General features: G+C 55.5%; 23 protein-coding genes, 1 pseudogene and 1 riboswitch. Of the genes and pseudogenes, 16 read left to right on the forward strand and 8 right to left on the reverse strand.

The window, feature by feature from the left end; genetic code table 11:
- Window positions 1-7 precede the first annotated feature (7 nt).
- The 4 genes from hpxZ to hpxW are packed head-to-tail and all read right to left on the reverse strand — an operon-like array spanning window position 8 to window position 3,567.
- Window positions 8-394, reverse strand: coding sequence for an oxalurate catabolism protein HpxZ (hpxZ, locus tag ACR42C_RS08375; protein ID WP_116340818.1), 387 nt, complete (start codon window positions 392-394; stop codon window positions 8-10).
- The gene (locus ACR42C_RS08380; RefSeq protein WP_479985008.1) at window positions 391-1,788 is read right to left on the reverse strand and encodes an AtzE family amidohydrolase; all 1,398 of its coding nucleotides are present in this window, start codon (window positions 1,786-1,788) and stop codon (window positions 391-393) included. The genes hpxZ and ACR42C_RS08380 overlap by 4 nt, the downstream gene beginning before the upstream one ends.
- Entirely contained in the window at window positions 1,785-1,973 is a 189-nt protein-coding gene (hpxX, locus tag ACR42C_RS08385) for an oxalurate catabolism protein HpxX (protein WP_116340814.1), read from the reverse strand. Before hpxX ends, ACR42C_RS08380 begins: the two co-directional genes overlap by 4 nt.
- 10 nt (window positions 1,974-1,983) lie before the next feature.
- Window positions 1,984-3,567 (reverse strand): oxamate amidohydrolase, encoded by a 1,584-nt coding sequence (hpxW, locus tag ACR42C_RS08390; RefSeq protein ID WP_479985009.1) that lies wholly within the window; start codon window positions 3,565-3,567, stop codon window positions 1,984-1,986.
- A 142-nt stretch (window positions 3,568-3,709) separates the two neighbouring features.
- On the opposite strand from hpxW, the gene hpxU reads away from it, so the two are divergent.
- The 7 genes from hpxU (at window position 3,710) to hpxK (ending at window position 10,082) form a co-directional block, all read left to right on the forward strand.
- Complete coding sequence (hpxU, locus tag ACR42C_RS08395; RefSeq protein WP_302220799.1) at window positions 3,710-4,549, forward strand: MurR/RpiR family transcriptional regulator HpxU; 840 nt, start codon at window positions 3,710-3,712, stop codon at window positions 4,547-4,549.
- Window positions 4,550-4,741: 192 nt separating this feature from the next.
- Complete coding sequence (locus ACR42C_RS08400; protein ID WP_302220796.1) at window positions 4,742-5,524, forward strand: transporter substrate-binding domain-containing protein; 783 nt, start codon at window positions 4,742-4,744, stop codon at window positions 5,522-5,524.
- Window positions 5,525-5,528: 4 nt separating this feature from the next.
- The gene (locus tag ACR42C_RS08405; RefSeq protein ID WP_116340808.1) at window positions 5,529-6,194 is read left to right on the forward strand and encodes an amino acid ABC transporter permease; all 666 of its coding nucleotides are present in this window, start codon (window positions 5,529-5,531) and stop codon (window positions 6,192-6,194) included.
- The gene (locus ACR42C_RS08410) at window positions 6,194-6,850 is read left to right on the forward strand and encodes an amino acid ABC transporter permease (RefSeq protein ID WP_302220882.1); all 657 of its coding nucleotides are present in this window, start codon (window positions 6,194-6,196) and stop codon (window positions 6,848-6,850) included. Before ACR42C_RS08405 ends, ACR42C_RS08410 begins: the two co-directional genes overlap by 1 nt.
- Window positions 6,831-7,568, forward strand: a complete 738-nt coding sequence (locus tag ACR42C_RS08415) for an amino acid ABC transporter ATP-binding protein (protein WP_008499843.1) — start codon at window positions 6,831-6,833, stop codon at window positions 7,566-7,568. Before ACR42C_RS08410 ends, ACR42C_RS08415 begins: the two co-directional genes overlap by 20 nt.
- Window positions 7,569-7,581: 13 nt before the next feature.
- Complete coding sequence (locus ACR42C_RS08420; protein WP_302220794.1) at window positions 7,582-8,823, forward strand: pyridoxal-phosphate-dependent aminotransferase family protein; 1,242 nt, start codon at window positions 7,582-7,584, stop codon at window positions 8,821-8,823.
- A complete protein-coding gene (gene hpxK / locus ACR42C_RS08425; RefSeq protein WP_479985010.1) occupies window positions 8,820-10,082 on the forward strand; it encodes an allantoate amidohydrolase in 1,263 nt (420 codons plus the stop codon). The genes ACR42C_RS08420 and hpxK overlap by 4 nt, the downstream gene beginning before the upstream one ends.
- On the opposite strand, the gene ACR42C_RS08430 is transcribed toward hpxK, so the two are convergent.
- Window positions 10,048-11,049 carry a magnesium transporter gene (locus ACR42C_RS08430; RefSeq protein ID WP_166710703.1) on the reverse strand — a complete coding sequence of 334 codons (1,002 nt, stop codon included), beginning with the start codon at window positions 11,047-11,049 and terminating at the stop codon, window positions 10,048-10,050. The two genes, hpxK and ACR42C_RS08430, sit on opposite strands and share 35 nt — an antisense overlap.
- A gap of 60 nt (window positions 11,050-11,109) precedes the next feature.
- Window positions 11,110-11,279, reverse strand: a riboswitch (M-box (ykoK) riboswitch).
- 155 nt (window positions 11,280-11,434) lie between these two features.
- On the opposite strand from ACR42C_RS08430, the gene ACR42C_RS08435 reads away from it, so the two are divergent.
- A complete protein-coding gene (locus tag ACR42C_RS08435) occupies window positions 11,435-11,938 on the forward strand; it encodes a DedA family protein (protein ID WP_163328682.1) in 504 nt (167 codons plus the stop codon).
- Window position 11,939: 1 nt separating this feature from the next.
- Here the strand turns inward: ACR42C_RS08435 and ACR42C_RS08440 are convergent, their stop codons facing one another.
- Window positions 11,940-12,689: an SDR family oxidoreductase gene (locus ACR42C_RS08440; RefSeq protein WP_163328684.1), complete on the reverse strand. Its 750-nt coding sequence runs from the start codon at window positions 12,687-12,689 to the stop codon at window positions 11,940-11,942.
- Window positions 12,690-12,789: 100 nt separating this feature from the next.
- Here ACR42C_RS08440 and ACR42C_RS08445 point away from each other — a divergent pair, with 100 nt between their 5' ends.
- Window positions 12,790-13,149, forward strand: coding sequence for a winged helix-turn-helix transcriptional regulator (locus ACR42C_RS08445; protein ID WP_116340796.1), 360 nt, complete (start codon window positions 12,790-12,792; stop codon window positions 13,147-13,149).
- A gap of 65 nt (window positions 13,150-13,214) precedes the next feature.
- Here ACR42C_RS08445 and ACR42C_RS08450 read toward each other — a convergent pair whose 3' ends face one another.
- Both ACR42C_RS08450 and ACR42C_RS08455 read right to left on the reverse strand, forming a co-directional pair.
- On the reverse strand, window positions 13,215-13,706 hold the full coding sequence (locus ACR42C_RS08450) for a hypothetical protein (protein ID WP_162874952.1): 492 nt from the start codon (window positions 13,704-13,706) through the stop codon (window positions 13,215-13,217).
- Entirely contained in the window at window positions 13,684-14,526 is an 843-nt protein-coding gene (locus ACR42C_RS08455; protein ID WP_302220780.1) for a winged helix-turn-helix domain-containing protein, read from the reverse strand. Before ACR42C_RS08455 ends, ACR42C_RS08450 begins: the two co-directional genes overlap by 23 nt.
- A 721-nt stretch (window positions 14,527-15,247) precedes the next feature.
- Here ACR42C_RS08455 and ACR42C_RS08460 point away from each other — a divergent pair.
- The 7 genes and pseudogenes from ACR42C_RS08460 (at window position 15,248) to ACR42C_RS08490 (ending at window position 24,428) form a co-directional block, all read left to right on the forward strand.
- On the forward strand, window positions 15,248-15,682 hold the full coding sequence (locus tag ACR42C_RS08460) for a winged helix-turn-helix domain-containing protein (RefSeq protein ID WP_116340790.1): 435 nt from the start codon (window positions 15,248-15,250) through the stop codon (window positions 15,680-15,682).
- 97 nt (window positions 15,683-15,779) lie between these two features.
- The gene (locus ACR42C_RS08465) at window positions 15,780-16,304 is read left to right on the forward strand and encodes an OmpH/Skp family outer membrane protein (RefSeq protein ID WP_302220777.1); all 525 of its coding nucleotides are present in this window, start codon (window positions 15,780-15,782) and stop codon (window positions 16,302-16,304) included.
- A 305-nt stretch (window positions 16,305-16,609) separates the two neighbouring features.
- Window positions 16,610-17,026: pseudogene (locus ACR42C_RS08470) on the forward strand (hypothetical protein); the annotation flags it as partial.
- A 339-nt stretch (window positions 17,027-17,365) separates the two neighbouring features.
- Window positions 17,366-22,060 carry a YadA-like family protein gene (locus tag ACR42C_RS08475; RefSeq protein WP_479985185.1) on the forward strand — a complete coding sequence of 1,565 codons (4,695 nt, stop codon included), beginning with the start codon at window positions 17,366-17,368 and terminating at the stop codon, window positions 22,058-22,060.
- Between the two features lie 50 nt (window positions 22,061-22,110).
- Window positions 22,111-22,884, forward strand: a complete 774-nt coding sequence (locus tag ACR42C_RS08480) for an OmpA family protein (RefSeq protein ID WP_116340784.1) — start codon at window positions 22,111-22,113, stop codon at window positions 22,882-22,884.
- 10 nt (window positions 22,885-22,894) lie between these two features.
- Window positions 22,895-23,800, forward strand: a complete 906-nt coding sequence (locus tag ACR42C_RS08485) for a hypothetical protein (protein ID WP_302220011.1) — start codon at window positions 22,895-22,897, stop codon at window positions 23,798-23,800.
- Between the two features lie 28 nt (window positions 23,801-23,828).
- The gene (locus ACR42C_RS08490) at window positions 23,829-24,428 is read left to right on the forward strand and encodes a LuxR C-terminal-related transcriptional regulator (RefSeq protein ID WP_320721038.1); all 600 of its coding nucleotides are present in this window, start codon (window positions 23,829-23,831) and stop codon (window positions 24,426-24,428) included.
- Window positions 24,429-24,454: the final 26 nt, after the last annotated feature.

Genomic DNA, 24,454 nt, shown 5'->3' on the forward strand with positions numbered 1-24,454 from the left:
GGTGGGGTTACACCATCAAACTCACCTGCGCTGCAACAATGCGCCACCCGTAGGCAAACCGCACCCACGTCTGCTGCTGGCGGCCAATCCGCTCCGTGCCCTCCCGGGTAAACTCGGTGCTGCACACCGCGTAATCCTCCCCGAAGGTGGTGATGACGGTGTGGCGCAACGTCCGCTGCAACCCGGCGGCGGGGCGCGCCGCCCGGAAGGCGCGAATTTCATCAATCCCGTACAGGTTTTCACCCGCCCCCAGACGCACCGTGTTTTTGTCGTGCCAGAACAGCTCGTCCAGCACCGCAATGTTGTTGCTCACCAGCGCGTCTTCATAGCGGTAAAACGCGGCGGTCACCTCGGCGACTACCCACGGCAGGTTAATGTCATCGTGATTCATCATGCGGCCACCTCCGCCGGACGCGCGTCGGCGATGCCGCTCTCTTCCAGCACGTGCGCGACGCGCAGGCAGGCCTGCTCGTTAAACGGCGCGGCAATCAGTTGCAGGCCAATAGGCGCACCCTGCGCGGTACGCAGCGGAACGGTGGTCACGGGCAGACCCAAAAATGATATCGGCTGGGTCAGCATGCCCATGCTGGCGCGAATGGGAAGCGGCTGACCGTTAATCTCCATGGTTTGTTCGCCAATCCGCGTGGCGCTGCGCGGCGTCGCGGGGGCGATCAGCACGTCGGCCTGGGCAAACAGCGTGTGAAACGCCTGCCGGGCCTGCGCGCGGAACCGCTGGGCCTGAATATACCAGGCGGAGGGGATCATCGCCCCGGCCAGCAGTCGTTCGCGGGAGTGCGGCTCAAAACGCTCGGGCTCGCGGCGAAGCGCGGGCAGATACTGATTTCCGCCCTCGGAGGCGCTGATGATAAACGCCGCCGAGCGCGCCAGTTCCGCGTCCGGGAACTGCAGCTCATCCTGCACGTCCATCGCCTTCGCCACCCGCGCCACGGCGTCTCTGGCATCCGTGTCGCACCAGGTGGTGAAGTAGCCGCCGAGCACCGCGCAGCGCAGGCCGTCAAGCCCGCGATCGAGCAGGGGGCGCGTCTGCTCGCGCGAGCTCTCTGCCTGAAAACCGTCGCTGCTGTCCCGACCCTGCAGCGCGTCGTACACGGACGCCAGGTCGCACACGCGGCGGGCGAAGGGCCCGATATGATCCAGGCTCGCGACAAATGGATGGCTGCCGGAGCGCGACAGGCGGCCAAAGGTGGGCTTCAGGCCGTAGATGCCGCACAGGGAGGCCGGAACGCGAATCGACCCGTTGGTATCGGTGCCGAGCGAAAAGTTCACCAGCCCGGCGGCCACGGCGGCAGCTGAACCGCCGGAGGACCCGCCCGCAATGCGTGTCAGGTCGTGTGGGTTACGCGTCGCGCCGTAGCGGCTGTTCTCGGTGGTAAAGCCGTAGGCGTAGGCGTCCATATTCACCATCCCGGACAGCAGCCCACCCGCGCTGCGCAACTGGCGCACGGCGAAGCTGTCGGCGGCCGCGGCGGGGCGCTGGCTGAACAGCTCTGCCCCCGCGAGGGTGGTGTGTCCGGCAACGTCGAACAGGTTTTTCACCGCGTAGGGCACGCCCGCCAGCGGCGGCAGGGGGCGCTTCTCGCGCCGCAGGGTGTCGATGTTCTCAGCCTCGGCGAGCATGCGTGCTTCCGTCACGGCGGTCCAGGCGTTGATCTGCGGGTTAACGCGCGCAATGGCCTCCAGCGTCTGGCGGGCAATCTCATGGGCGCTCAGCTCGCCCGCGCTCAGCGCCTGCTGAATGTCGCTGATACTCATCTCATGTAGCGTCATGCTTTATACACTCCTGCGATCTCCAGACGGTCGTCGAGCGGCAGCGCCATCAGTGGGGCGGCCATGCTGGCAATGCGGCTGAACTGCACATGCAGCTCGGCGCGGCGGGCATCGTCCAGCTCTACGCCTAGCACAGACTCCATTTGCGCAAGATAGGCCTGCCAGTTGGGTTGTGGTGTCGTCATTTTTTTCTCCTCAGAATCCGGCGGCTGCGCCGTTGCTGCGCGGGTCAAATGCCCCTTCGAACAGCCCGTTGGGATGGCGGACAATCGCGCCCGCGTGGCCCATCGCTTCACTGAAATCAGGGAATATTTCCACCTCATGTCCCCGCGAGCGGAGCTGCGAGACCGTCTCAGCGGTAAAGCGTCCTTCCAGCTTTAACGTGTCAGAGGTTTGTCCCCAGGTGCGCCCCAGCAGCCAGCGCGGGCGGGAAATGCTTTCCTGTAAAGGCACGCCCTGAACCACGTAGCGGGTAAAAAGCGCGGCCTGGGTTTGCGGCTGTCCGTCACCGCCCATCGATCCGTAGACCATCACGCGCCCGTCCTTAAGACGCGCCGCCGCCGGGTTCAGGGTATGGAAAGGCTGCTTGCCCGGCGCGAGTGCCAGAAGATGATTGGGATCGAGGCTGAACGATGCCCCCCGGTTCTGCCAGACGATGCCGGTGTCGGGCAGCACCACGCCGCTGCCGAACTCGTGATAGATACTCTGGATAAACGACACGGCGAGCCCGCTGTTATCCATTACCCCCATCCACACCGTATCGCCGGGGCCTTTTCCGGTGCCCCACGGCGCGGCGCGGCCGTCGTCAACCCTCCCGGCAAGCGCCTGCAGAGCGGCGGGATCCAGCAGACCCTGAATATCGGTTTTCAGCTCGCGCGGGTCGGTGATGTGGGCATCGCGCAGGCCAAAGGCCAGCTTGGTGGCTTCAACGATGCGGTGAATGGTGTCGGCGTCGTCTGCCTCCGCCATGTTCAGGCGGTCGGTGATGCCGAGTATTGCCAGCGAGACCAGCCCCTGCGTCGGCGGGGCGTGGTTAAAGATCTCGCCCTGCTGATGTAGTAGCTTCAGCGGCGCGGTGCGCCGGGCTGCGTGCGCGTTAAGATCGGCCAGCGTCACGGGCAGGCCCAGCGTCTCCATGCCGTGCGCCAGCACGTCCGCCAGCGGGCCGCGGTAAAAGCTGTCCAGGCCGTCTTCCGCCAGGCGCGTCAGGGTTGAGGCCATGGCGGGCTGATAAAAGCGGCTCCCGACCTGCGGCGGCCTACCGTCCACCAGCCAGGTTTCCGCGAAGCCGGGGACGTCTTTCAGCTCGTCGAATTTGCTGGCCGTGGCATGGGCCTGTGAGGCCGTGACCGGCGTGCCGTTCTGCGCATACTCAATGGCGTCGGCCAGCAGGCGAGCCAGCGGCAGCGACTTGCCGGTCATCTCGCGGGAGACCTTCAGCGCCTCGTCCCAGCCGCTTACCGTGCCGGCGACGGTCAGCGCCGCCTGCGGCCCGCGATGGGGAATATGCGTTAGCCCCTCGTAGGCGGCGAGCGTTGCCCGCGAACCCGCCGCGCCGCTGGCATCAATGGCGACAGGTTCGCCTTCCGGCGGCACGATAAGCCAGAAGCCATCGCCGCCCAGCCCGTTCATGTGTGGATACACCACGGCGATGGTGGCCGCCGCGGCGACCATCGCTTCTATCGCGCTGCCGCCTTCGCGCAGCACCGCCAGCGCGCTCTGGCTGGCAAGATGATGGGGCGCTACGGCCATGCCGTGCGTGGAGACATTACTTTGCATGAGGAGTCCTCGTAACCCTGAAAGTCACAAGGTGCTGCAAAAGCTGTTCCAGTTCTGAAAGAAAAGTTTCAGTAAACTGGCACGTATAATGAAAGGTAGAATGAAAGGCAAAATGTGATGAAACAAAAGTTACAGAGGCGCTATGGAACAACTGGATGAACGTCTGAAAGCACAGTACCCGTCGCTGTCGCCGCAGGAGCAGCGGGTGGCGGATTTTATATTCGACCATTTTGACGACCTGATCAGCTACAACAGCGCCGAGCTGGCGCAGCTGAGCGGGGTGTCGAAAGCCACGGTCAGCCGTCTGTTTAAGCGTCTGGGCTACGAGAAATATAAGGATATGCGCGACGAGCTGCGCACCCTGCGCCAGAGCGGGATGCCGCTCACCGATAACCGCGACGCGGTGCAGGGCAACACGCTGCTGGCGCGCCACTATAAGCAGGAGATGGCGAACCTGACCCAGTGGGTCAATGCCCTCGACGCGCAGCAGTTTGCCGACGCCATGGCCTGCATGGTCAAGGCGCGGCGCATCGTCATTATCGGCATGCGTAACGCCTATCCTGCGGCACTCCACCTGCGCCAGCAGCTGCTGCAGGCGCGCGGTCAGGTGCTGGTCCTGCCGCAGCCGGGGCAGAGCCTGAGCGAGGAGATGGTGGACTTAACGCCGGACGATCTGGTGGTGATGATGGCCTTTCGCCGCCGCCCACGCATTATCCGTCCGCTGATGCAGCAGCTTCAGAGCAGCGGTATTCCGGTGCTGCTGATGTGCGAGCCGCAGGCGCACAGCCTGTTTCCGCTGGCGAGCTGGCAGCTCTGCGCCCCGCTGGACAGCGTCTCGGCCTATGACAGCTACTCCTCGGTCAACAGCCTGATTAACCTGCTGGCGAATGCCTTCCTGCATGAAATTCTCGATAAAGGGCGCCCGCGTATTCACGAGATTGCCTCCCTCTATCAGCAGCTGGACGAACTCGAACAACGATAATGGGGCATCAGGCTGGTGCTTTTGCATTGAAATGGTGCAGATGACGGATCGGGGAAAAGCACATTTTTCCGACCCGTCCGTGTTTTATCAGGCTTCACAAGAATATTCCCCGCTTCGCCTTATCTGGCACATTAGTTGCAAAAACACATTCAAAGAATCTTTTGTTTCATGTTAACGTTACGGGGAAGCACCATGAAAAAATTGTTAATTGCACTGGCCGGGGCCGCATGTCTCTTCACACAGCTGTCGGCAAAGGCTGACCAGCTTCAGGATATCGAGAAGCGCGGCACTATCCGCATTGCCGTTCCGCAGGACTTCCCGCCGTTTGGCTCGGTGGGGACCGATCTGCAGCCGCAGGGCTATGACATCGACATGGCGCGCTATCTGGCCAAACAGATGAAGCTCAAGCTGCAGCTGGTGCCGGTGACCAGCGCCAACCGCGTGCCGTACCTGCAAACCGATAAGGTGGATCTGGTTATTTCAAGCCTCGGTAAAAACCCGGAGCGCGAGAAGGTGATCGACTTCAGCCGCGCCTACGCGCCGTTCTTCCTCGGCGTGTTTGGTCCGAAAGGGGCCGAGCTGAAGGACGCCGCCGCGCTGAGCGGAAAAACCATCGGCGTGACGCGCGGGGCGGTGGAGGACATGGTGCTGACCGGCCTGGCGCCGAAAGATGCCAACGTGAAACGCTACGAAGACAACAACACCACGCTCTCCGCCTACCTCTCCGGCCAGGTGCAGTATGTGGCAACAGGTAACCTCGTGGTGGCAGCCATTTCGCGCCAGAACGCGGATAAAGCCCCGGTGCCGAGCTTTATGCTGAAAGACTCGCCGTGCTTTATCGGCCTGAAGAAAAACGAACCGGCTCTGAAGGCAAAAGTGGATGCGCTGATTGAGCAGGGCATCAAGGACGGCACGCTGAACGGCCTGTCTGAGCAATGGCTGAAGGCCCCGCTGCCGGCAAACCTTGGCGCCTGAGCCGATGACGGAGCAACTTGATTTTTCAGCCCTCTGGCCGCACTGGCCGGAGCTGCTGGCGGGATTGTGGGTCACCATTCAGCTGACGGTAATGGCGACCGTCGGCGGGCTGGCAATCGGGATTTTCGGGGCGGCGATCCGCAGCGGACGCACCACCTGGTACAGCCGGATCTGGGGCGCGTACGTGGAAATCATCCGCAACACGCCGTTTGTGGTGCAGCTGTTTTTCATCGTCTTCGGTCTGCCGAATCTTGGCCTGAAGATGACGGCGGGGGAAGCGGCGCTATTGGCAATGGTGGTGAACCTGGGCGCGTACAGCACCGAAATTATCCGCGCGGGCATTCAGGTCACGCCGAAAGGGCAGTGGGAGGCCGGGCGCGTGCTGGGGCTGACCCGTCTGCAGACCTTTATTCGCGTGGTGCTGCCGCCCGCGCTGCAGCGCATTTATCCGGCGCTGGTGAGCCAGTGCATCATCGTGATGCTCGGCTCGTCGGTGGTGTCGCAGGTCTCGTATGAAGAGCTGACCTTCGCCGCCAACCTGATCCAGTCCAGAACGTTTCTGAGCTTTGAGGTTTATCTGGTGACAACCGGGATTTACTTAGCGCTGTCGATTACCCTGCGCCAACTGATGATGGCGGCGGGACGCAAATGGCTGGGGGTGCAGGCATGATGACCACCTTTACCGACTGGGACATTATTCGCAACCTGCTGCTGGCCGGACGCTGGACGGTGCTGCTGTCGCTGGTGGCGTTTGTCGGCGGGGCGGTGGTAACGCTGCCGCTCCTGCTGCTGCGCCTGACGGGCGGACGCACGGTGAAGCGCATCATCCGCGGCTATATTGAGCTCTTTCAGGGCACGCCGCTGCTGATGCAGTTGTTCCTGGCCTTCTTCGGCGTGGCGCTGTTCGGCATCGACGTCTCGCCGTGGACCGCCGCCTCGCTGGCGCTGACGTTTTACACCAGCGCGTTTCTGCTCGATATCTGGTACGGCAGCATTCGCGCGCTGCCGAAGGGGCAGTGGGAAGCCTCGCGCTGTCTGGGGCTGACCTTTGCCCAGACCCTGTTTCGCGTGGTCGCCCCGCAGGCGCTGCGCATCGGCATTGCGCCGACGGTCGGCTTTGCCGTGCAGGTGATCAAGGGGACCGCGCTGGCGTCGATTATCGGCTTTATCGAGCTGACCAAGGCCGGGACCATGCTGACCAACGTGACGTATCAGCCGTTTAAGGTCTTTGCGCTGGTGGCGCTCGGCTACTTTATTCTGTGTTATCCGCTGTCGCGCTACAGCCGCTATCTGGAGACGAAATTCAATGCCTCTCATCACCATTAATCAGGTGCAGAAATACTACGGTGATAACCACGTGCTCAAGGGCGTCGATCTGGATATCGACATGGGCCAGGTGATCTCCATTATCGGGCGCAGCGGGTCGGGCAAAAGCACGCTGCTGCGCTGCATCAACGGGCTGGAAGGCTATCAGGACGGCAGCATCAAGCTGGGCGGTATGACCATTACCGACCGGGATTCCCAGGCGCGTGAAATCAGCCGCTCGGTCGGGATGGTGTTCCAGAGCTTCAACCTGTTCCCGCACATGACGGCGCTGGAAAACGTAATGCTCGCCCCGCGTCGGGTGCTGAAGAAAAGCGCCGCTGAATGCCGCGAGCTGGCGCAGCGCATGCTGGAGAAAGTGGGCTTAGGCGATCGTCTGGATTACTACCCGTCGAGCCTCTCCGGCGGCCAGCAGCAGCGCGTGGCGATTGCCCGCGCGCTGGCGATGTCGCCTAAAGTTTTACTCTGTGACGAGATCACCTCCGCGCTCGACCCGGAGCTGGTGGGCGAAGTGCTCAAGGTGCTGGAGCAGCTGGCGGCCGAGGGGATGACCCTGATCCTCGTGACCCATGAAATGAATTTTGCCCGCGAAGTGGGCGACCGCGTGGTGTTTATGCACCAGGGGAAAGTCTGGGAGCAGGGCGACAGCAAAACGCTGTTCGCCAACCCGCAGACCACGGAACTGAAGCAGTTCATCTCCTCCGTGCGCGGCCTCAACTGATAAGGACTGATAAATGGATATCGCACGCTTTCCGCAAATCAACCCGCCCCAGCGTCTGCTGATGGGGCCGGGCCCGATCAACGCCGACCCGCGCGTGCTGCGCGCCATGTCGAGCCAGCTGATCGGCCAGTACGATCCGGCTATGACCCACTACATGAACGAGGTGATGGCGCTCTACCGGGGGGTGTTCCGCACCGAGAACCGCTGGACGATGCTGGTGGACGGCACCTCCCGCGCGGGGATTGAAGCCATTCTGGTCTCCGCCATCCGCCCGGGAGATAAGGTGCTGGTGCCGGTCTTTGGCCGCTTTGGTCATCTGCTGTGCGAAATTGCCCGCCGCTGCCGCGCGGAGGTGCATACCATTGAGGTGCCGTGGGGCGAGGTGTTTACCCCGGATCAGGTCGAGGATGCGATTAAGCGCATTCGTCCGCGCCTGCTGCTGACCGTGCAGGGCGACACCTCCACCACCATGCTGCAGCCGCTCGCCGAGCTTGGCGCCATCTGCCGCCGCTACGACGTGCTGTTTTACACCGACGCCACCGCGTCGCTCGGCGGCAACGCGCTGGAGACCGACGCCTGGGGGCTGGATGCTGTGTCAGCCGGGATGCAGAAGTGCCTCGGCGGCCCGTCGGGCACGTCGCCGATCACCCTGAGCGCGCGCATGGAGGAGGCGATCCGCCGCCGCAAATGCGTTGAGGAGGGCATTCGCACCGACGCCCACCGCGACGGGGACGAGGAGATGATTTACTCCAACTATTTCGATCTCGGCATGGTGATGGACTACTGGGGGCCAGAGCGTCTTAACCACCACACCGAAGCCACCACCGCGCTGTTTGGCGCCCGCGAATGTGCGCGTCTGATCCTACAGGAAGGGCTGGATAACGGCATCGCCCGCCACAAGCTGCACGGCGATGCGCTGCTGAAAGGCATTCAGGCGATGGGGCTGGAGACCTTCGGCGCTCTGAAGCACAAGATGAACAACGTGTTGGGCGTGGTAATCCCGCAGGGCGTCAATGGCGACCAGGTGCGTAAGCTGATGCTGGAGGATTTCGGGATTGAAATCGGCACCTCGTTTGGCCCGCTGCACGGCAAAGTGTGGCGCATCGGCACTATGGGCTATAACGCGCGCAAGGACTGCGTGATGACCACCCTGAGCGCGCTGGAGTCGGTGCTCAACTACCTGAAATTCACCACTACGCAGGGGGCCGCCATGCAGGCCGCGTGGGACCACTATCACCGCGAGACGCCGCAATGAGCCCGGCGGCAGAACGGGTGATGGCCCGCGCCGACGCGCTGGCCGCCATCAGCGAAACCCCGGATGCGCTGACAAGGGTCTATCTCTCCACGCAGCATCTGCAGGCCAACCAGCTGGTGGGGCAATGGATGAGCCAGGCGGGAATGACCGTCTGGCAGGACAGCGTGGGCAATATCTGCGGCCGCTATGAGGGCGCGCAGGAAGGGGCGCAGGCGGTGCTGCTCGGCTCGCATCTGGATACCGTGCGCAACGCCGGGCGCTACGACGGCATGCTCGGGGTACTCACCGCCATCGAAGTGGTGGACAGCCTGCACCAGCAGGGTGTGCATCTGGCACAGGCCATCGAGATTGTCGGCTTTTGCGACGAAGAGGGCACCCGCTTCGGCATTACGCTGTTAGGCAGCCGGGGGCTGACGGGCACCTGGCCGCAGGGCTGGCTGGAAAAAGCCGACGCCAGCGGCATCAGCGTGGCGCAGGCGATGACCGAGGTGGGGCTCGATCCCGCCCGCGTGTCGAATGCCGCGCGCCGTCAGGAGGATTTCAGCGCCTATCTGGAGCTGCATATTGAGCAGGGGCCGTGTCTTGAGCAGGAGACGCTCGCGCTTGGCGTGGTGGAAGCCATTAACGGCGCGCGTCGTCTGAACTGCCGCTTCACCGGCGAGGCCGGGCACGCGGGAACCGTGCCGATGCACCACCGCAGGGACGCGCTGGCCGCCGCCGCCGAGTGGATGGTTATCATTGAAAACGCTACCCGACAGCAGGGCGGCAACCTGGTGGCGACGGTCGGGGAATTGCGCTGCCTGCCGGGGGCGGTGAACGTGATCCCCGGCGAGGTTGCGCTCTCGCTGGATATTCGCGGCCCGCAGGATGTGCCGCTGGATCGGTTGCTTGACGACCTGCTGGAACATGCCCAGGCGATCGCATCGCGCCGCGGGCTGGCGTTTAGCGCCGAGGAGTTTTACCGCATTGCTGCCACGCCGTGCGATCGCCACCTGCAGAGCGTGCTGGGGGAGGCCGTTAAATCGGTACAGGAGCGGTCGCTCTCGCTGCCAAGCGGTGCGGGCCACGATGCGATTGCTATCGCGGAACGCTGGCCGGTAGGCATGCTCTTCGTACGCTGCAGGGGAGGCGTCAGCCACCATCCGGCGGAATCGGTGATGGCTGAGGATGTCGCGCTGGCGATTGAGGCGTTTTCGCGCGCGGTGATTCAGCTGGCGGACCGCGTTACTCCAGCCCCAGCGTATATTGCGCGATCTTGAAGTAGATAATCAGCCCGGTACCGTCGATAAGCGTCGCGATAAACGGCGCGGAGACGACCGCCGGGTCAATGCCGCAGCGCTTGAGCACCATTGGAATGACGGACGACACGATCGCGCTCCAGAGCGTAATGCACACCAGCGTCAGGCTGACGATAAGCGTAATTTCCAGCCCAATCCCCATCATCCAGGCGCGGATACACCCGGCGATACCGAGCGTCACGGCAATCATTAGCGAGGTGGTCATCTCTTTGCGCAGCACGCGGCCCACGTCGCGCAGACGCACTTCACCCAGCGCCATGGCGCGCACCAGCGTGGAGGTGATCTGCGTTCCGCTGTTGCCGCCCGTGCCGATCAGCAGCGGAATAAAGAACGCCAGCGCGATGGCGGACTCCAGCGCCTCTTCAAAGTGCTGGATCACCGAGCTGGTGTAGGCTTCCGCGACAAACAGCAGCAGCAGCCAGACGGAGCGTTTCTTCCACAGGCTGAAGGCGCTGGTTTCCAGATAGGGCTTCTCCAGCGGCAGCGTCGCCCCCTGAAGCTGGGCGTCTTCGGTGACGTCGTCTTCCAGCAGGTGGGCGATTTCGCGCTCGGTCAGGCAACCGACGAGCTTGCCGTGGGTGACCACGGGCACGACGTCCGCCTCGCCGTGGGCCAGCAGCCCGGCAACATCGGCACGTTCATCCTCCGGTTTAACCTGCAAAAACTGCGAAATCATCAGGCTTTTAATTGGCTGCACGGTATCCGTGACCTGCAATAATTTGCGCACGGCAATCATGCCCGCCAGGCGTCCATGGTCTTCAATAAAAATATGCGACGGAATATCATCGTCTTTTAATTTTTCGAAGAATTGCTCGCGCGCCAGCGCGACGCATAATGAAATGTCGAGGACGATAAAATCGGTATTCATATATTGCGCGACCGCGCTGTCATTGAATGCCAGGTTCTGGTTGTGAATAGCGTAAGACATAGTGAATTCCCTTTGAATAATAACATCTCTCAGGGGCGAGCAAGACAGGGCATGTCGGAGAGGAGATCCCCACGTCCTGGGTTCAGCACTGTACACCGTATCCCGCAAGGGAAGTTATACTGACAAAGCCTTGATTCGACAGTGCCTGTTTTACCCTGTGCCGGTTCTCTCGAACCCACCAGAGCGATAACGTGTATTTGTACAGGAGCCTCGCCATAACGAGATCGTTGTAAAACGTGAGAAATAATACGCTTATTTGATATTACCGCTTGGGAAATTAAATAATGTTTAAGAATGGTTTAGATAAATCTTATTAGTAAAATGTTGAGGGTTTATTTAAGGTTATTCCTTTTAAATGGAGGATTAATTAACGGGGGGACGGAAAATGGCGTGGTTTGATAATCTGCTGAATCATTTTGCGCTGTATCCGGCACATCTGTTCGCGCTGTTATTCGTGATGGCGCTGAGCAAGTCGACGGTGCTGGTCTCCTCCGTGTTGCCGCCCGCCTCGGTGATGCTGCTGGCGGGCATAACCGTCAGCCACGGGAGCATGCATCCTGCGCTGGCGTGGCTCGCCGTGGTGCTGGGGGCAACGGCGGGGTCGGTGCTGAATTACCATATCGGCCAGCTGATGGGGCACACCCGGCTGGTCACGCGTTTCACCTCAAAGCATGCCGATAAGTTCTTGCGGGTACAGCATCAGCTGCAAAAGAACGGCGTTGTTGTGCTGTTTACGTCGCGCTTTCTGGCGGTGTTGCGTTATATCGTGCCGCTGGCGGCGGGGATGCTCAGGCTGAACGCCGTCAAGGTCTACGCCGTCAGCCTGCTTTCCGCCTGCGCGTGGGCGGCGCTGTATGTCGGCGCGGTCACCGGCATCAGCGCCTTTTGAGTTACAGACTTCCCATACCGCCGTCCACCAGCAGCTCCGTCCCTACCGTGTAGCTCGACTCGTCTGACGCCAGATAGAGCGCGGCTTTCGCCAGCTCCGTCGTCGAGCCCATTCTGCCGAGCGGCACCAGCTTGATGATGTCTGCCATCATCGCGCTAAGCGTCTCTTCGCTTAAGCCCGTCTTCGTAAACGCCGGGGTTTCCACCGGGCCGGGGCTCAGGCCGTTGACGCGGATCCCGCGCGGCAGCAGCTCCGCCGACAGGGTGCGCGCCAGCGACAGCAGGGCGGCCTTGCTCGCGGCATACACGCTGCTGGTGGGCAGGCCGATGCGCGCGCTCACGGAGCCGCAGAGGATCACCGACGACGGGTTATTCAGCAGCGGCAGCAGCGCCTGAATTAAAAAGAACGGTCCCTTCAGGTTGATGCCCATCAGGCGGTCCCAGGCTTCTTCCTGCCACGCTTCCAGCGGCGCGTGCGTCACGTCGCCTGCGTTGAGAAACACCGCGTCCAGGCGCGGCCAGCGGGCGGCGAGGGTTTCCGCCAGCGCGCGTTGCGCTGTGATATCTCCCGCATCGGTCGGGATCACCCAGGCCTTATCGCCCAGAATACGTTCTGCTTCGGCAAGGGTGGCCGGGTTGCGTCCGGTCACGGCGACGTGCGCCCCTTCGGCGATAAACGCCTGCGCGGTGGCAAGACCAATACCGCTGGTGCCGCCGGTAATCAGCGTATATTTATCTGTTAAACGACCCATGTTCTTCTCCTGAAAAGTCACTGGAGAAAGCACTATAGAAACGTTAGTATCGAAAGGAAACCAGGTACCAAATGGATACTAAAGAGGCAAGAGGTGTGCTATGGCGGAAATGCTGACTGAGTGCTGTGAAAAAAAATCTGAGGTTTATACCTGCCCGATGACGCAGTTTGTCAACCTGATTTCCGGCAAGTGGGCAATCCCGATCCTCTATCGCCTGATTGTGATCAACGCGCCCGTCCGCTTCGGCGATCTGCTGCGGGCGGCTGCCCCCATCACCCAGAAAGAGCTGACGAAGCAGCTGCGCCTGTTTGAACAGCGCGGGCTGGTGACGCGGACGGTCTACCCGGAGATCCCGCCGCGCGTGGAGTATCAGATAACCGGGCTGGGGTTAACCCTTCAGGACGCACTCTCCCCGCTGGCCGCCTGGATGAGCGAGTACGGCGACCAGCTGGAGCGTTAGCCAGCGTTTCTGGAGTGGGGGTGGTGATGTAGCGTAAGAACCGGCCCCCTTGGGGGCTGGTATCGTTACCGCATTTTATTAATGCATAGAGCAAAAGGCGACTGCACGTTGCCGATTAGCCACGCGTTTTTCAACGGGCTGAGCCGCAGCTGTCTGCTGGCCCCTTTCGGAGCATATAAAAAGCTTTTTTTGAATATTTCATCCCTTGCACTGTCTTTGATGTTCTTTATATAGGCAAAACTGTGCAAGGTAATTTCATCGGGAGAGAGTGCGTCCCAGGCAAACGCAATGCTGCGGGAAATTGTCTGCCTCTCTCCTGGAGTGTTGATCGTGCCCGATAGCGTTGCTCTGCCCGTATTATTTTTAAATAGGCGAAAATTAACTTCAACGACAGACGTAAAGTCCGGTTCCCGGTGGTCATACTGGATTAAGGCAGAGCAGTTAACCCTTATGCCAGGAGAGGTATGGTGGTGATAAAGAACCGCACCGCAGCCAGCTAACAATATGGCTGTCAGGGCGGCTATAAAAGCGTATTTAAATCTCATCATTACTTTCATGCCCGGACCAGTAGAAGTTGAGGCACGAGAGATAGTTATTTTCATCAGAAGTGCAGCTACTGATGAACGCTCGTCCTTTTTTTCCAAAAATATAAGACTCTGAAGCCTGATAAAGAAAAGAGGTGCCGCTCAGGCATAATATATTTTCTTTCGCAGCAAGTTCGAGGAAAAGCTTCTTTTTCTTTTCAGAAAGGGCCACTGAGTTTTTTTGCACGGTATAGACAGGGCAGCTTTGATAGTTAAATAAGAAAAAGCGCGGAATATCCTCTCTGTTGATCACAACGGACTGCGAGAGCAGATAGCCACAAGCGGTTAATAAAACGCCCATAGCGGCGATCGACAAGATGAAGATCAAATAGTTTAGGGAGGAATAACGCGCGAAGTTGCTTACCTTGTCTGCAAATCCGGATTCACTCTTCCCGGCGTTGTCTTGCTTTTCCGAAGAGAGCACGGGTATTTGTGCGTCTGCCTTGCTCGTCTCACTCAGTTGAAACTGTACATCAATATCTGCATTAAACATAAACCCTACGCGGGGTATGGTTACAATGCATTCGCGCCTCATTCCTAACTGCGTTAAGTACTTTCTTAACTCAGAAATATATTTATTCAGCGTATGGCCTGAAGAGCGAAGGCCGTTTGCATCCCAGACGCACTCCAGCAGTTTGTCCCGGGTCAGCGTGTGACCTCGCATTTCCAGCAGCAGCGTGAGGAGGCGCTTCATGGTCAGGGTCAGAACGATAGCTGAACTCTCGTCTTCGTAAGACCACAAACACCCATCCTCCGGGCGAAATCGTACCGTCGAATCAATCCAGAAAACCATTCCAGCGTCCTGTTTGCCCGTTAAGGGGGGTTAAAAAAAATGCTTTATCTGATTATTAAAGCGCCAAATTCAAGATTGCGGCAGTTTAGCACAATCTGAATATCCCCCCTTATACCAGAGTTAATTTTTGTAAAAATCCGTTTTACTGGATTATTTATTTGTAAATTAATCAATTGGCGATACATGTAGCTTTATGACATCTGACGTTGCTAGGCTAGGTCGCAGAAGTGATTGAACGCGAGGCACTAGCGGAACTGGTGGGATGCATTAGCCCCTGCCAGCAACGGAATATCGACTTATCACTGTGGCTTCGGACTTATTGACCAAAACCGTGGTAACCGATCTAAACAGGAGGGGATAAAAACCGTGTTAATAAACTGTGGGATGTGGAGCTGTTATGCATGTTAATAGCCGACGTTATTATAAAACATTCTTCTTTTTTTGAGATGAATAAAGGAGATAGAACTTCATGATTATAACTGGAGGTTTAACTGCAATGAATTTACGTTAATGCTACTTATTGGAATAATGTACTGGTTTTTTGTTTTTAAATGGTGTTATGTGCTGTTTTTGGCGTTGGGTGTTAACATTTAGACTTATGGTTTACATAAATTGATGTTTTGATTCTCCCAGATCTATATTAGCCGCATAGCATCTAAAGGTTTTATTAAAACGGAATGAACACTGTAATTTTCCAGCGGTTTAGTGGAGGTGCAGCACAATGAAACGATTAGGTTATTTACTGGGGAGCGATTCTGAAGGGGTGTTCTTCATGAAAGAGCAGTCCCTGTTGATACCTTTAAACATTGTATCAAAACCCGTTCGTTTGAGAAGGACGATGTTTCATTTGCTGGATTTTATCCTGGAGAAAGCAAATACGGGTCTCATACCTGATGACGAGATCATGCGCAATGTCTGGGAGGGGTATGGCCTTAAAGCATCCACTCCACGTTTATGGCAAGTCATGAACGAATTAAAGAAAAAACTGACGAATCTGGGGGTTGAACCAAATTTTATCACCCGCGTAGAAGGTAAAGGCTATATTGCAAACCGTGCAATTATGGAACCTGTTTACATCAGGGCATCCTTTATCTGGCAAAGCAGTATGGTGAGTGATAATAAAGAATCGTTATTACTGAAATCTTCAATAAATTAGCGTCTTCTGCATGAAGTTATCACCGTTACGGTTAATCGTACAAGGTGAGGGGTTAGCATGCCTGGCTGATGCGAAGGCGAATATTTCAAGAGTGTGAATGATGAAAAAATACAATTCTGGATTTATTAAGATCTATATTTTGACCCTGGTTATCATCGGCCTGATTACAGGCTGGTGTTTTGTAAACTTCAAAAAACCGACGTTCGTGATTGTTGATACCGACAGGGTGCTTGCGTCCTCCTCACTGAGTGAACAGGAACAGGCGCGAATGAATGCGGTACTCGATTCGGTGCGTAATTCTGAGCAGGAGGCTGAAAGCCTCTACTCCACGCTGTCGGCTGACGTAGCCAGAGAGACAAAAATGGTCGATCAGCAGATTTTGCGTCAGGTCATTGAAAAAAACCGTCAGCTGGCCCGGCAGGCGACGATGCTTGAAATTAACAAGGCCGTTAAAAACGTTATCACTGCCAGGGGTTATCCGTTGGCGGTAGACAGTTCGCTGGTGCTAACCAACGATCAAAGCCTGGATATTACCGATCAGGTTATTGCGGCGTTATCTGTTACCGAAGTCAATTTTGGACCATTGCCTGAAATTAAAGTCACTCGCTCTGAGGAGGAGTAATTCCTGCAACTGATGAACAGGGCCGCGCCAATCCGTTGTTGGCGCGTTTCAGGGTATTTAACGCGGAGTATAACGAACGTAATAAAGTTAATTATTTAGCCACCAATATTAGCGGTATCCGGTCTGACAGCACTTTTGTATGAGCGATGCAATGCCTGGCATTACGCATCTGCACGCATGTGTTGTGAGTTTGTATTTATCTGTACTAACGCATGGCAGGGATATTTCTCTGCCCTCAGGGATTTTTTAATCGAGAATAAGCTATGAATAAAATATATAGACTCGTCTGGGATAGTTCTCGTCAAATGTTAATACCGGTTAGTGAACTTTCTCCCTCTCATGGTAAAAGCAGCGTTGTGGGTGCCGTTAAGGAAAAAGGGCACGCAGTATTCCGTCTGAAGAAATTATATATTGTACTGGCTGCATTGCAGGGGCTGCTGTTTGTGCCTCAGACTCAGGCGTTTGTGCAATCCGGAGGGGCATATTGCACAAATGGTACTCAAGATAAGGGGGGGACTACAGTAACTGCTGGAAATTGTGTACTCTCAAATACAGCCGATGCAAATGCGAGCATCGCTATTGGTACCGGTGCACGCTCTTCAAATTTATCTGTAGCACTTGGATTAAATGCTCTGGCCGGTAACACGCGTACAATTGCATTTGGTGATAATGCGCAAGCTCTGGGACAAGAGTCTGTTGCCATCGGATATAATTCTACAGCCAGAGGTACCAAGAGCGTTGTAATTGGAGCGGGTGCTTCAAGCGTATTAACGGATGCGGGTGTTTCTATTGGCTACCATAACCAACTTTTAAATACCGTATCCTCAACGGCAGATGATTACAATTCTAATATGCTCGCAGTAGGTAATGAAAATACCATTGATGCCCCGGGCAGGAGCATGACGTTTGGCTCATGGAATAAAATTAGTGACTCTTCTTTACATGGTGGGCCTACAGACGGCGGTAGCCTTGTGATGGGGTTCCAGAATACTGTTACAAATTCGCATAACGCCTACGTTTTTTCTGGTCAGGGGCTAGTGAATAATTCCGCCAAGAGTGTTGTGATAGGTCAACACGCAACGGTTGAAAATTCAGACAGCGCAATTGTTATCGGCGGCGGGACTTTCGATGTAGCAACGCAAAAAGCGATCTCCAGTAAGGTATCCAACTCCGCGAAAGGTATTGCTGTTGGCGAACTGAGTGAGCTTACGAATGCCAGCGGCGGTATTATCCTCGGTAATAATGGTGCGGTTACGGCATCTAACGGATTGATCCTCGGAAACAGCGGTAGCGTCTCAGCTGCCAGTGGAGTACTGCTGGGGAATAACGGTAAAGTAACCGCTGCCAACGGTCTGGCGCTGGGCAACAATACCAGTGTAGCTAATGCCAATTCCGTGGCTTTAGGATCCGGGTCTGTAACGAGTGCTGCAATTAAAACTGCCAGCGTCACGCTGGGCGGTAAGAGCTATTCTTTTGCGGGGGCGGCCCCCGGCAGTACAGTGAGTATTGGCACATCCGGGATGGAAAGAACGCTGACAAATCTCGCGGCGGGTCAATTGACTGCAGCGAGTACTGACGGTGTAAACGGCTCGCAGCTTTACGCCACTAACACGGCGCTCAACACCCTGTATGGTGACGTCAACGCTCTGGCCGACGACGCCCTGCTCTGGGATGCCAGTAAAAATGCCTACAGCGCTACGCATGGTACTGCGACCACAAATAAAATAACCAATGTGGCTGCTGGGGCGCTTAACAGTTCCAGTACCGACGCAGTGAATGGGTCCCAGCTGTTCACAACAAATCAGAACGTGGCGACGAACACGACCAATATTACAAAAAATACCCAGGCGATCTCCACACTCGCAGATACGCCGTTAACATTCAAAGGTAATACCGGTTCGGTGATAAAAAAACTGGGCGATACGGTAAACATTGTTGGCGGTGCGTCAACGGCGGGGTCATTCTCTTCCGCAAATATCAGTACGAGCGTTGATAACCAGACGGGTAATCTGATTATACAGATGGCAGATAATCCGGTATTTACCTCCGCAACGATCGGCGGAACTGCAGGTAATACCAAACTGGATAATACAGGTCTGACTATTAGCAACGGGCCGACTGTCACAACGTCTGGAATTAGTGCAGGCAGTAAGAAGATTACTAACGTTGCCGCTGCCGCACTGAATAGTAACAGTACGGAAGGGGTCAATGGTTCCCAGCTTTATGCCACGAATCAAAATGTAGCAAGCAATACAACCAATATTACCAACCTTGGTAACACGATTCAGAATATTAATAACACAGGCACTAAATACTTCCATGCAAATTCAACGGGTACTGATTCAAACGCCACAGGTAATGATTCCGTTGCTATTGGCATGGGGGCAATAGCGACTAACGCGAACGACGTTGCTCTGGGGGCCGGCTCCGTTACGGCCAGTGCTGTAGGAACGTCTGGGGCGACAATCGCCGGTAGCAGCTACACGTTTGCAGGGGTGTCGCCAAAAAGCACCGTAAGTGTCGGCACGTTAAACAATGAGCGCACCATCACCAACGTGGCTGCCGGGCGCCTGACGGATACCAGCACCGATGCCGTCAACGGTTCACAGCTGTATGCCACTAATTCAGCGCTGAATACGCTCAATAACAACGTGAGCGGATTGCAGAACGATGCGCTGCTGTGGGACCCGACTCTGAATGCGTTCAGCGCCAGCCACGGCACCACTGCGGTCAACAAGATCACCAACGTAAAGGACGGCGATCTGACGGCTAACAGTACCGATGCGGTAAACGGTTCGCAGCTTAAGGCCACCAACGATCAGGTTGCGACCAATACGCAGAATATTACGCAAAACACGAAGGATATCGGCGATGTCGATAACCGGGTGACCAATATCTACGACACGGGTACGAAGTACTTCCATGCTAATTCCGTTGGTAGTGACTCCAGCGCGCAGGGGCTGGACTCCGTCGCCATTGGTATGGGGGCCGTCGCCCTGCACGCTAACGATATTGCGTTGGGAGCAGGCTCAAAGACGGCGAAGGCTGTAGGAACGGATAAAACCACCCTGGCAGGTACTGAATATACATTTGCCGGTACCAATCCGCTAAGCACGCTAAGTATCGGCGACGTTGGCAGCGAACGTACCATCACCAACGTGGCTGCCGGGCGCCTGACGGATACCAGCACCGATGCCGTCAACGGTTCACAGCTGTATGCCACTAATTCAGCGCTGAATACGCTCAATAACAACGTGAGCGGATTGCAGAACGATGCGCTGCTGTGGGACCCGACTCTGAATGCGTTCAGCGCCAGCCACGGCACCACTGCGGTCAACAAGATCACCAACGTGAAGGACGGCGATCTGACGGCTAACAGTACCGATGCGGTAAACGGTTCGCAGCTTAAGGCCACCAACGATCAGGTTGCGACCAATACGCAGAATATTACGCAAAACACGAAGGATATCGGCGATGTCGATAACCGGGTGACCAATATCTACGACACGGGTACGAAGTACTTCCATGCTAATTCCGTTGGTAGTGACTCCAGCGCGCAGGGGCTGGACTCCGTCGCCATTGGTATGGGGGCCGTCGCCCTGCACGCTAACGATATTGCGTTGGGAGCAGGCTCAAAGACGGCGAAGGCTGTAGGAACGGATAAAACCACCCTGGCAGGTACTGAATATACATTTGCCGGTACCAATCCGCTAAGCACGCTAAGTATCGGCGACGTTGGCAGCGAACGTACCATCACCAACGTGGCTGCCGGGCGCCTGACGGATACCAGCACCGATGCCGTCAACGGTTCACAGCTGTATGCCACTAATTCAGCGCTGAATACGCTCAATAACAACGTGAGCGGATTGCAGAACGATGCGCTGCTGTGGGACCCGACTCTGAATGCGTTCAGCGCCAGCCACGGCACCACTGCGGTCAACAAGATCACCAACGTCATGGACGGTGAGCTGTCGGATACCAGTACCGATGCGGTGAACGGTTCGCAGCTTAAGGCCACCAACGATCAGGTTGCGACCAATACGCAAAATATCACACAAAACACGCAGGATATCGCCAACGTTGATAACAGAGTAACGAATATCTACGACACGGGTACGAAGTACTTCCATGCTAACTCGACCGGGAAGGATTCCAGCGCCTTAGGTGATGATTCCGTTGCTATCGGTATGGGCGCCGTTGCTAACAACGATAATGATATTGCGTTGGGAGCAGGCTCAAAGACGGCGAAGGCGGTTAAAACGGAAAAAACGACCCTGGCAGGAACCGAGTACTATTTTGCTGGAATAGACCCGCAAAGCACGCTCAGCATTGGCGACGTCGGCAGCGAGCGTACCATCACCAACGTGGCTGCCGGGCGGCTGACGGAGACCAGCACCGATGCCGTCAACGGTTCGCAGCTGTTCGCAACGAACAGCGCTATTGAGAACATTTATGGCGATGTGCAGGGCCTGCAAAATGATGCCTTACTGTGGGATCCCGCCCTGAATGCCTTCAGTGCCAGCCACGGCAGCAAGGTGATCAACAAGATCACTAACGTGGCTGAAGGCGAACTGTCTGCAACCAGTACCGATGCCGTCAATGGTTCACAGCTTTATGCGACCAACGTCAAGGTAGAAAATATTGATAACCGTCTGATTGGCGTCGAAGACGTTGTCTACGGCAGCATCGTACCGACAATGCGCTATCTGAAGGTGAACTCGACGGGAACAGAAGCGATGGCGATCGGCGCCGATGCCGTGGCGCTGGGTCAAGGAACCCTGGCATCGGGTGATAATTCGGTGGCGACGGGTAATGGTGCCCAGGCCACCGGAAATGGGGCAATTGCTAATGGCCACAACGCGAATGCCGCAGGTGAAGGAAGCGTGGCGATAGGTGAAAACGCCAGCGTGATGGCCAACAACTCCGTCGCCCTCGGTGCGGGATCCGTTGCCGATCGCGACAATACCGTTTCTGTAGGCGCTAAAGATAATGAACGTCAGATTACCAATGTTGCCGCCGGTACCGAAGATACCGACGCGGTAAACGTTGCGCAGCTGAAAGAGGTAAGTGGCGATGTCTCCAACATCGGCAACACGGTGAATAATATTGCCAACGGAACGGAAGGGATGTTCCAGGTGAATAATACCGATAACTACGCCAAGCCAGTGGTTAAAGGGAATAACGCCGTCGCAGGGGGGGCGGGCTCGAAAGCGTCGGGAAGCAATAGCATGGCAATCGGCACGCTCGCATCTTCGACGGCGGAAAATAGCGTTGCGCTGGGTAACGGTTCTTCCGCTACGGCCACCAACTCAGTGGCCCTGGGCGCAAACTCGGTTGCCGATCGCATGAATACAGTATCCGTAGGGGTTGCCGGGGGGGAACGTCAAATCACGAACGTTGCCGCCGGTACGGAACTAACGGATGCCGTAAACGTAGGCCAGCTTAAGCAGACGGAAGCGAATGCTAACCAGTATACGAACAACCAGTTCAAAGCCTTAAAAAATATGGTGAACGACCAGAAGGATAAATTAAGCGCGGGTATTGCAGGCGCGATGGCGATGTCTGGTCTGCCTCAGCCTTATTCTCCTGGCGCCAGCATGGTCGGTATGGCGGGGGGGACCTATCAGGGGCAGTCTGCCATTGCCTTAGGTGTTTCCACGATTTCTGATAACGGCAAATGGGTAACAAAATTGTCTGGCTCGACAAACAGTCAGGGTGATTTTGGCGCGGCTATCGGCGTAGGCTATCAGTGGTAATTATATTTCCCCGCCTCCGGGCGGGGAATATAAAAATTAAAGGACACAAAATGAAACTGCACATTAATAAACTGGCCATTGCCTTTTCAATGGCGCTGGTCGGCTGTACTCACTCTATCAGCGACGTGGATAAAGCAGGAAAAACGGCTTCACCTATTTTCCCGGATTTAAACCAGGCGGTAGTCGGAGAGGGGAGTTACGTTACGCTGGAGAATATTTCCAGAATAAAACCCGGCATGACCAAGCATAATTTATATGAAATGATTGGCGTTCCACATTTCAATGAGGGTGTATTAGGCGTAAAAGAATGGGATTACATTGTCCATATTCCCAACGCTGAAGGCGAAGAAATTACATGCCAATATAAGGTTCTATTTGATTCCCGTATGAAAATTGGCAGCACCTGGTTTAAACCAGAAAATTGCCTGACGTTAGCGGGCCAAAAAACAAAAGGCAATACGTATAATAAAGATATCTCGGCGGAAGCCTTGTTCGCCTTCGCAGAGAGCAGATTAAGCCCGCAGGGTGTGCGTACAATTCGCCAGGTTGCGGAGGAGATTCAACAGACGAGTAACAAGCCTCAGAGTATCAAGGTCACTGGCCATACGGACAGAATTGGTTCGCAGGAGAAAAATTACCTGCTTTCAATGGCCCGTGCGCAGGCAGTAAAAGAAATTCTTATCGAACAAGGCATTTCTCCTTCTGTGATCGCGATTGAAGGTATGGGATCGATGATGCCACGCGTGATGTGTCCAGGGCCTGTATCACCAACCGTGATCGCCTGCCTGGCAGAAAACCGTCGAATTACAATAGAAGTAAAATAAGGAATAGCATATGAGCGCAAAAATGGCCTTGATTTCATCACAATTACTGTTAAATCCTGCGAATGCCGTTGCTGAGCAGGATTACAGACCGTTCAATACGATCAGCATGCCGGCCTATACGGTAATCAATGATGCACTCAAGAGCGCCTTTCCGCTGGTTAATGGAAAAGAGAATAAGCCACTGATGCGCCTCATATGCGATCTTGCCCGCGGTGTAAAACGTCAGGATGAGATCAATTTCATCCTGACGAAAAATAATGTCAATATCTCTTCCATTCCCGCTTCGGGGAACCCGCTTTCGCTGCTGGTGAATAGAGACAGTAAACATCAGCAAAAAGCTTGTGCATCGTGGCTTGCGATCTCCCTGCACAATAAAATGAATCTGGATGCATATAAGATCAAAAAGACGAAAGACGCAGATAATAATAAGAGCAAAACGTGGTCATTCTGGCCACTGATGAATCAAAGCAATAAACAGGAACCATCCGTGACTATCGAATGGGATAAAGCACGTTTCAACGAACTGGCCATCGATCAAATGGCCGTGGCGAAATCCACGGCCCAGTTTTATTCGTTAATAGCCAATGATTTGCAACAGAAATCTGAATATTCTTTTTCTGAGCTTAAAAAAGATCTTGATACGTCAATTGCTAGCTACGCCGCCCAATATTTAAATGCGATTAAAATTAATGCTGAAACACTTCGGTCTGCTGGTGTTGAAGTGAGTGAACTCTCAAGCGCAGGGTACAAAATAACTGATAATCAAGGGACTTCCCTTTCAAAAGAAGGTGACGGTTTTCTTCTGGCTTATCAGCAAATCCCATGGCTTGGGAACGGGAAAATCATGGGTAAAGATTATTACATAACCGTTAATCTGGCTGCTGACGCAAAAGTGACTACGATACCCGCTGAATGATTATGTTTCATTCCATACAGGAAGTTTTATGAACCGTTCAATACTCATAGCCATACATTGCAAAAATCCCTATTTTACGCATGGGTTGAAATGCTTAATTGAGGAGCGCATCGCACCGAAATTAAGCCGCGATGGCCTGAAGATTGCCGTGGCCGAGAACCCTGCATTGTTAACGAAGCACCATGGGGCCTCGCGAATTATCAACCTTATTGATGTGCGTTACAATGGGGTAAATGAATTTATTACACCCCGCAGTGTCACCAGGGAGTCATTTATATTCGCAATCATTCGTGATATTGTCAGGATTCAGGTTAGAGGCAATGTCTACCTAATCAAAAATACCTTAAATTGTTTTCTGAAGGCAATCTGTAATGTATTAACCAATAAGGTAATAGCTTCAGATCACATTACTTCGTTTGCAAGTTTGTACTTAACATTTACAGAGCGATACATCATGAATGCGATCATCGCGGGAAGGAGTATTCATGATATTGCACGAAGTCTGAATATGTGTGTGAAAACCGTCTATACCTACAAATATAGAGTCTTCACCAAGTGTGGAATCAAGACCCTGGCTGATGTTTTCATTGTTAAGAACACGATATTAAATACTGACAGTAAGCTGTAAATATTTTCTCTAACAGGGAGATCGAT

This window comes from Enterobacter sp. MG-EB028, assembly GCF_056673305.1.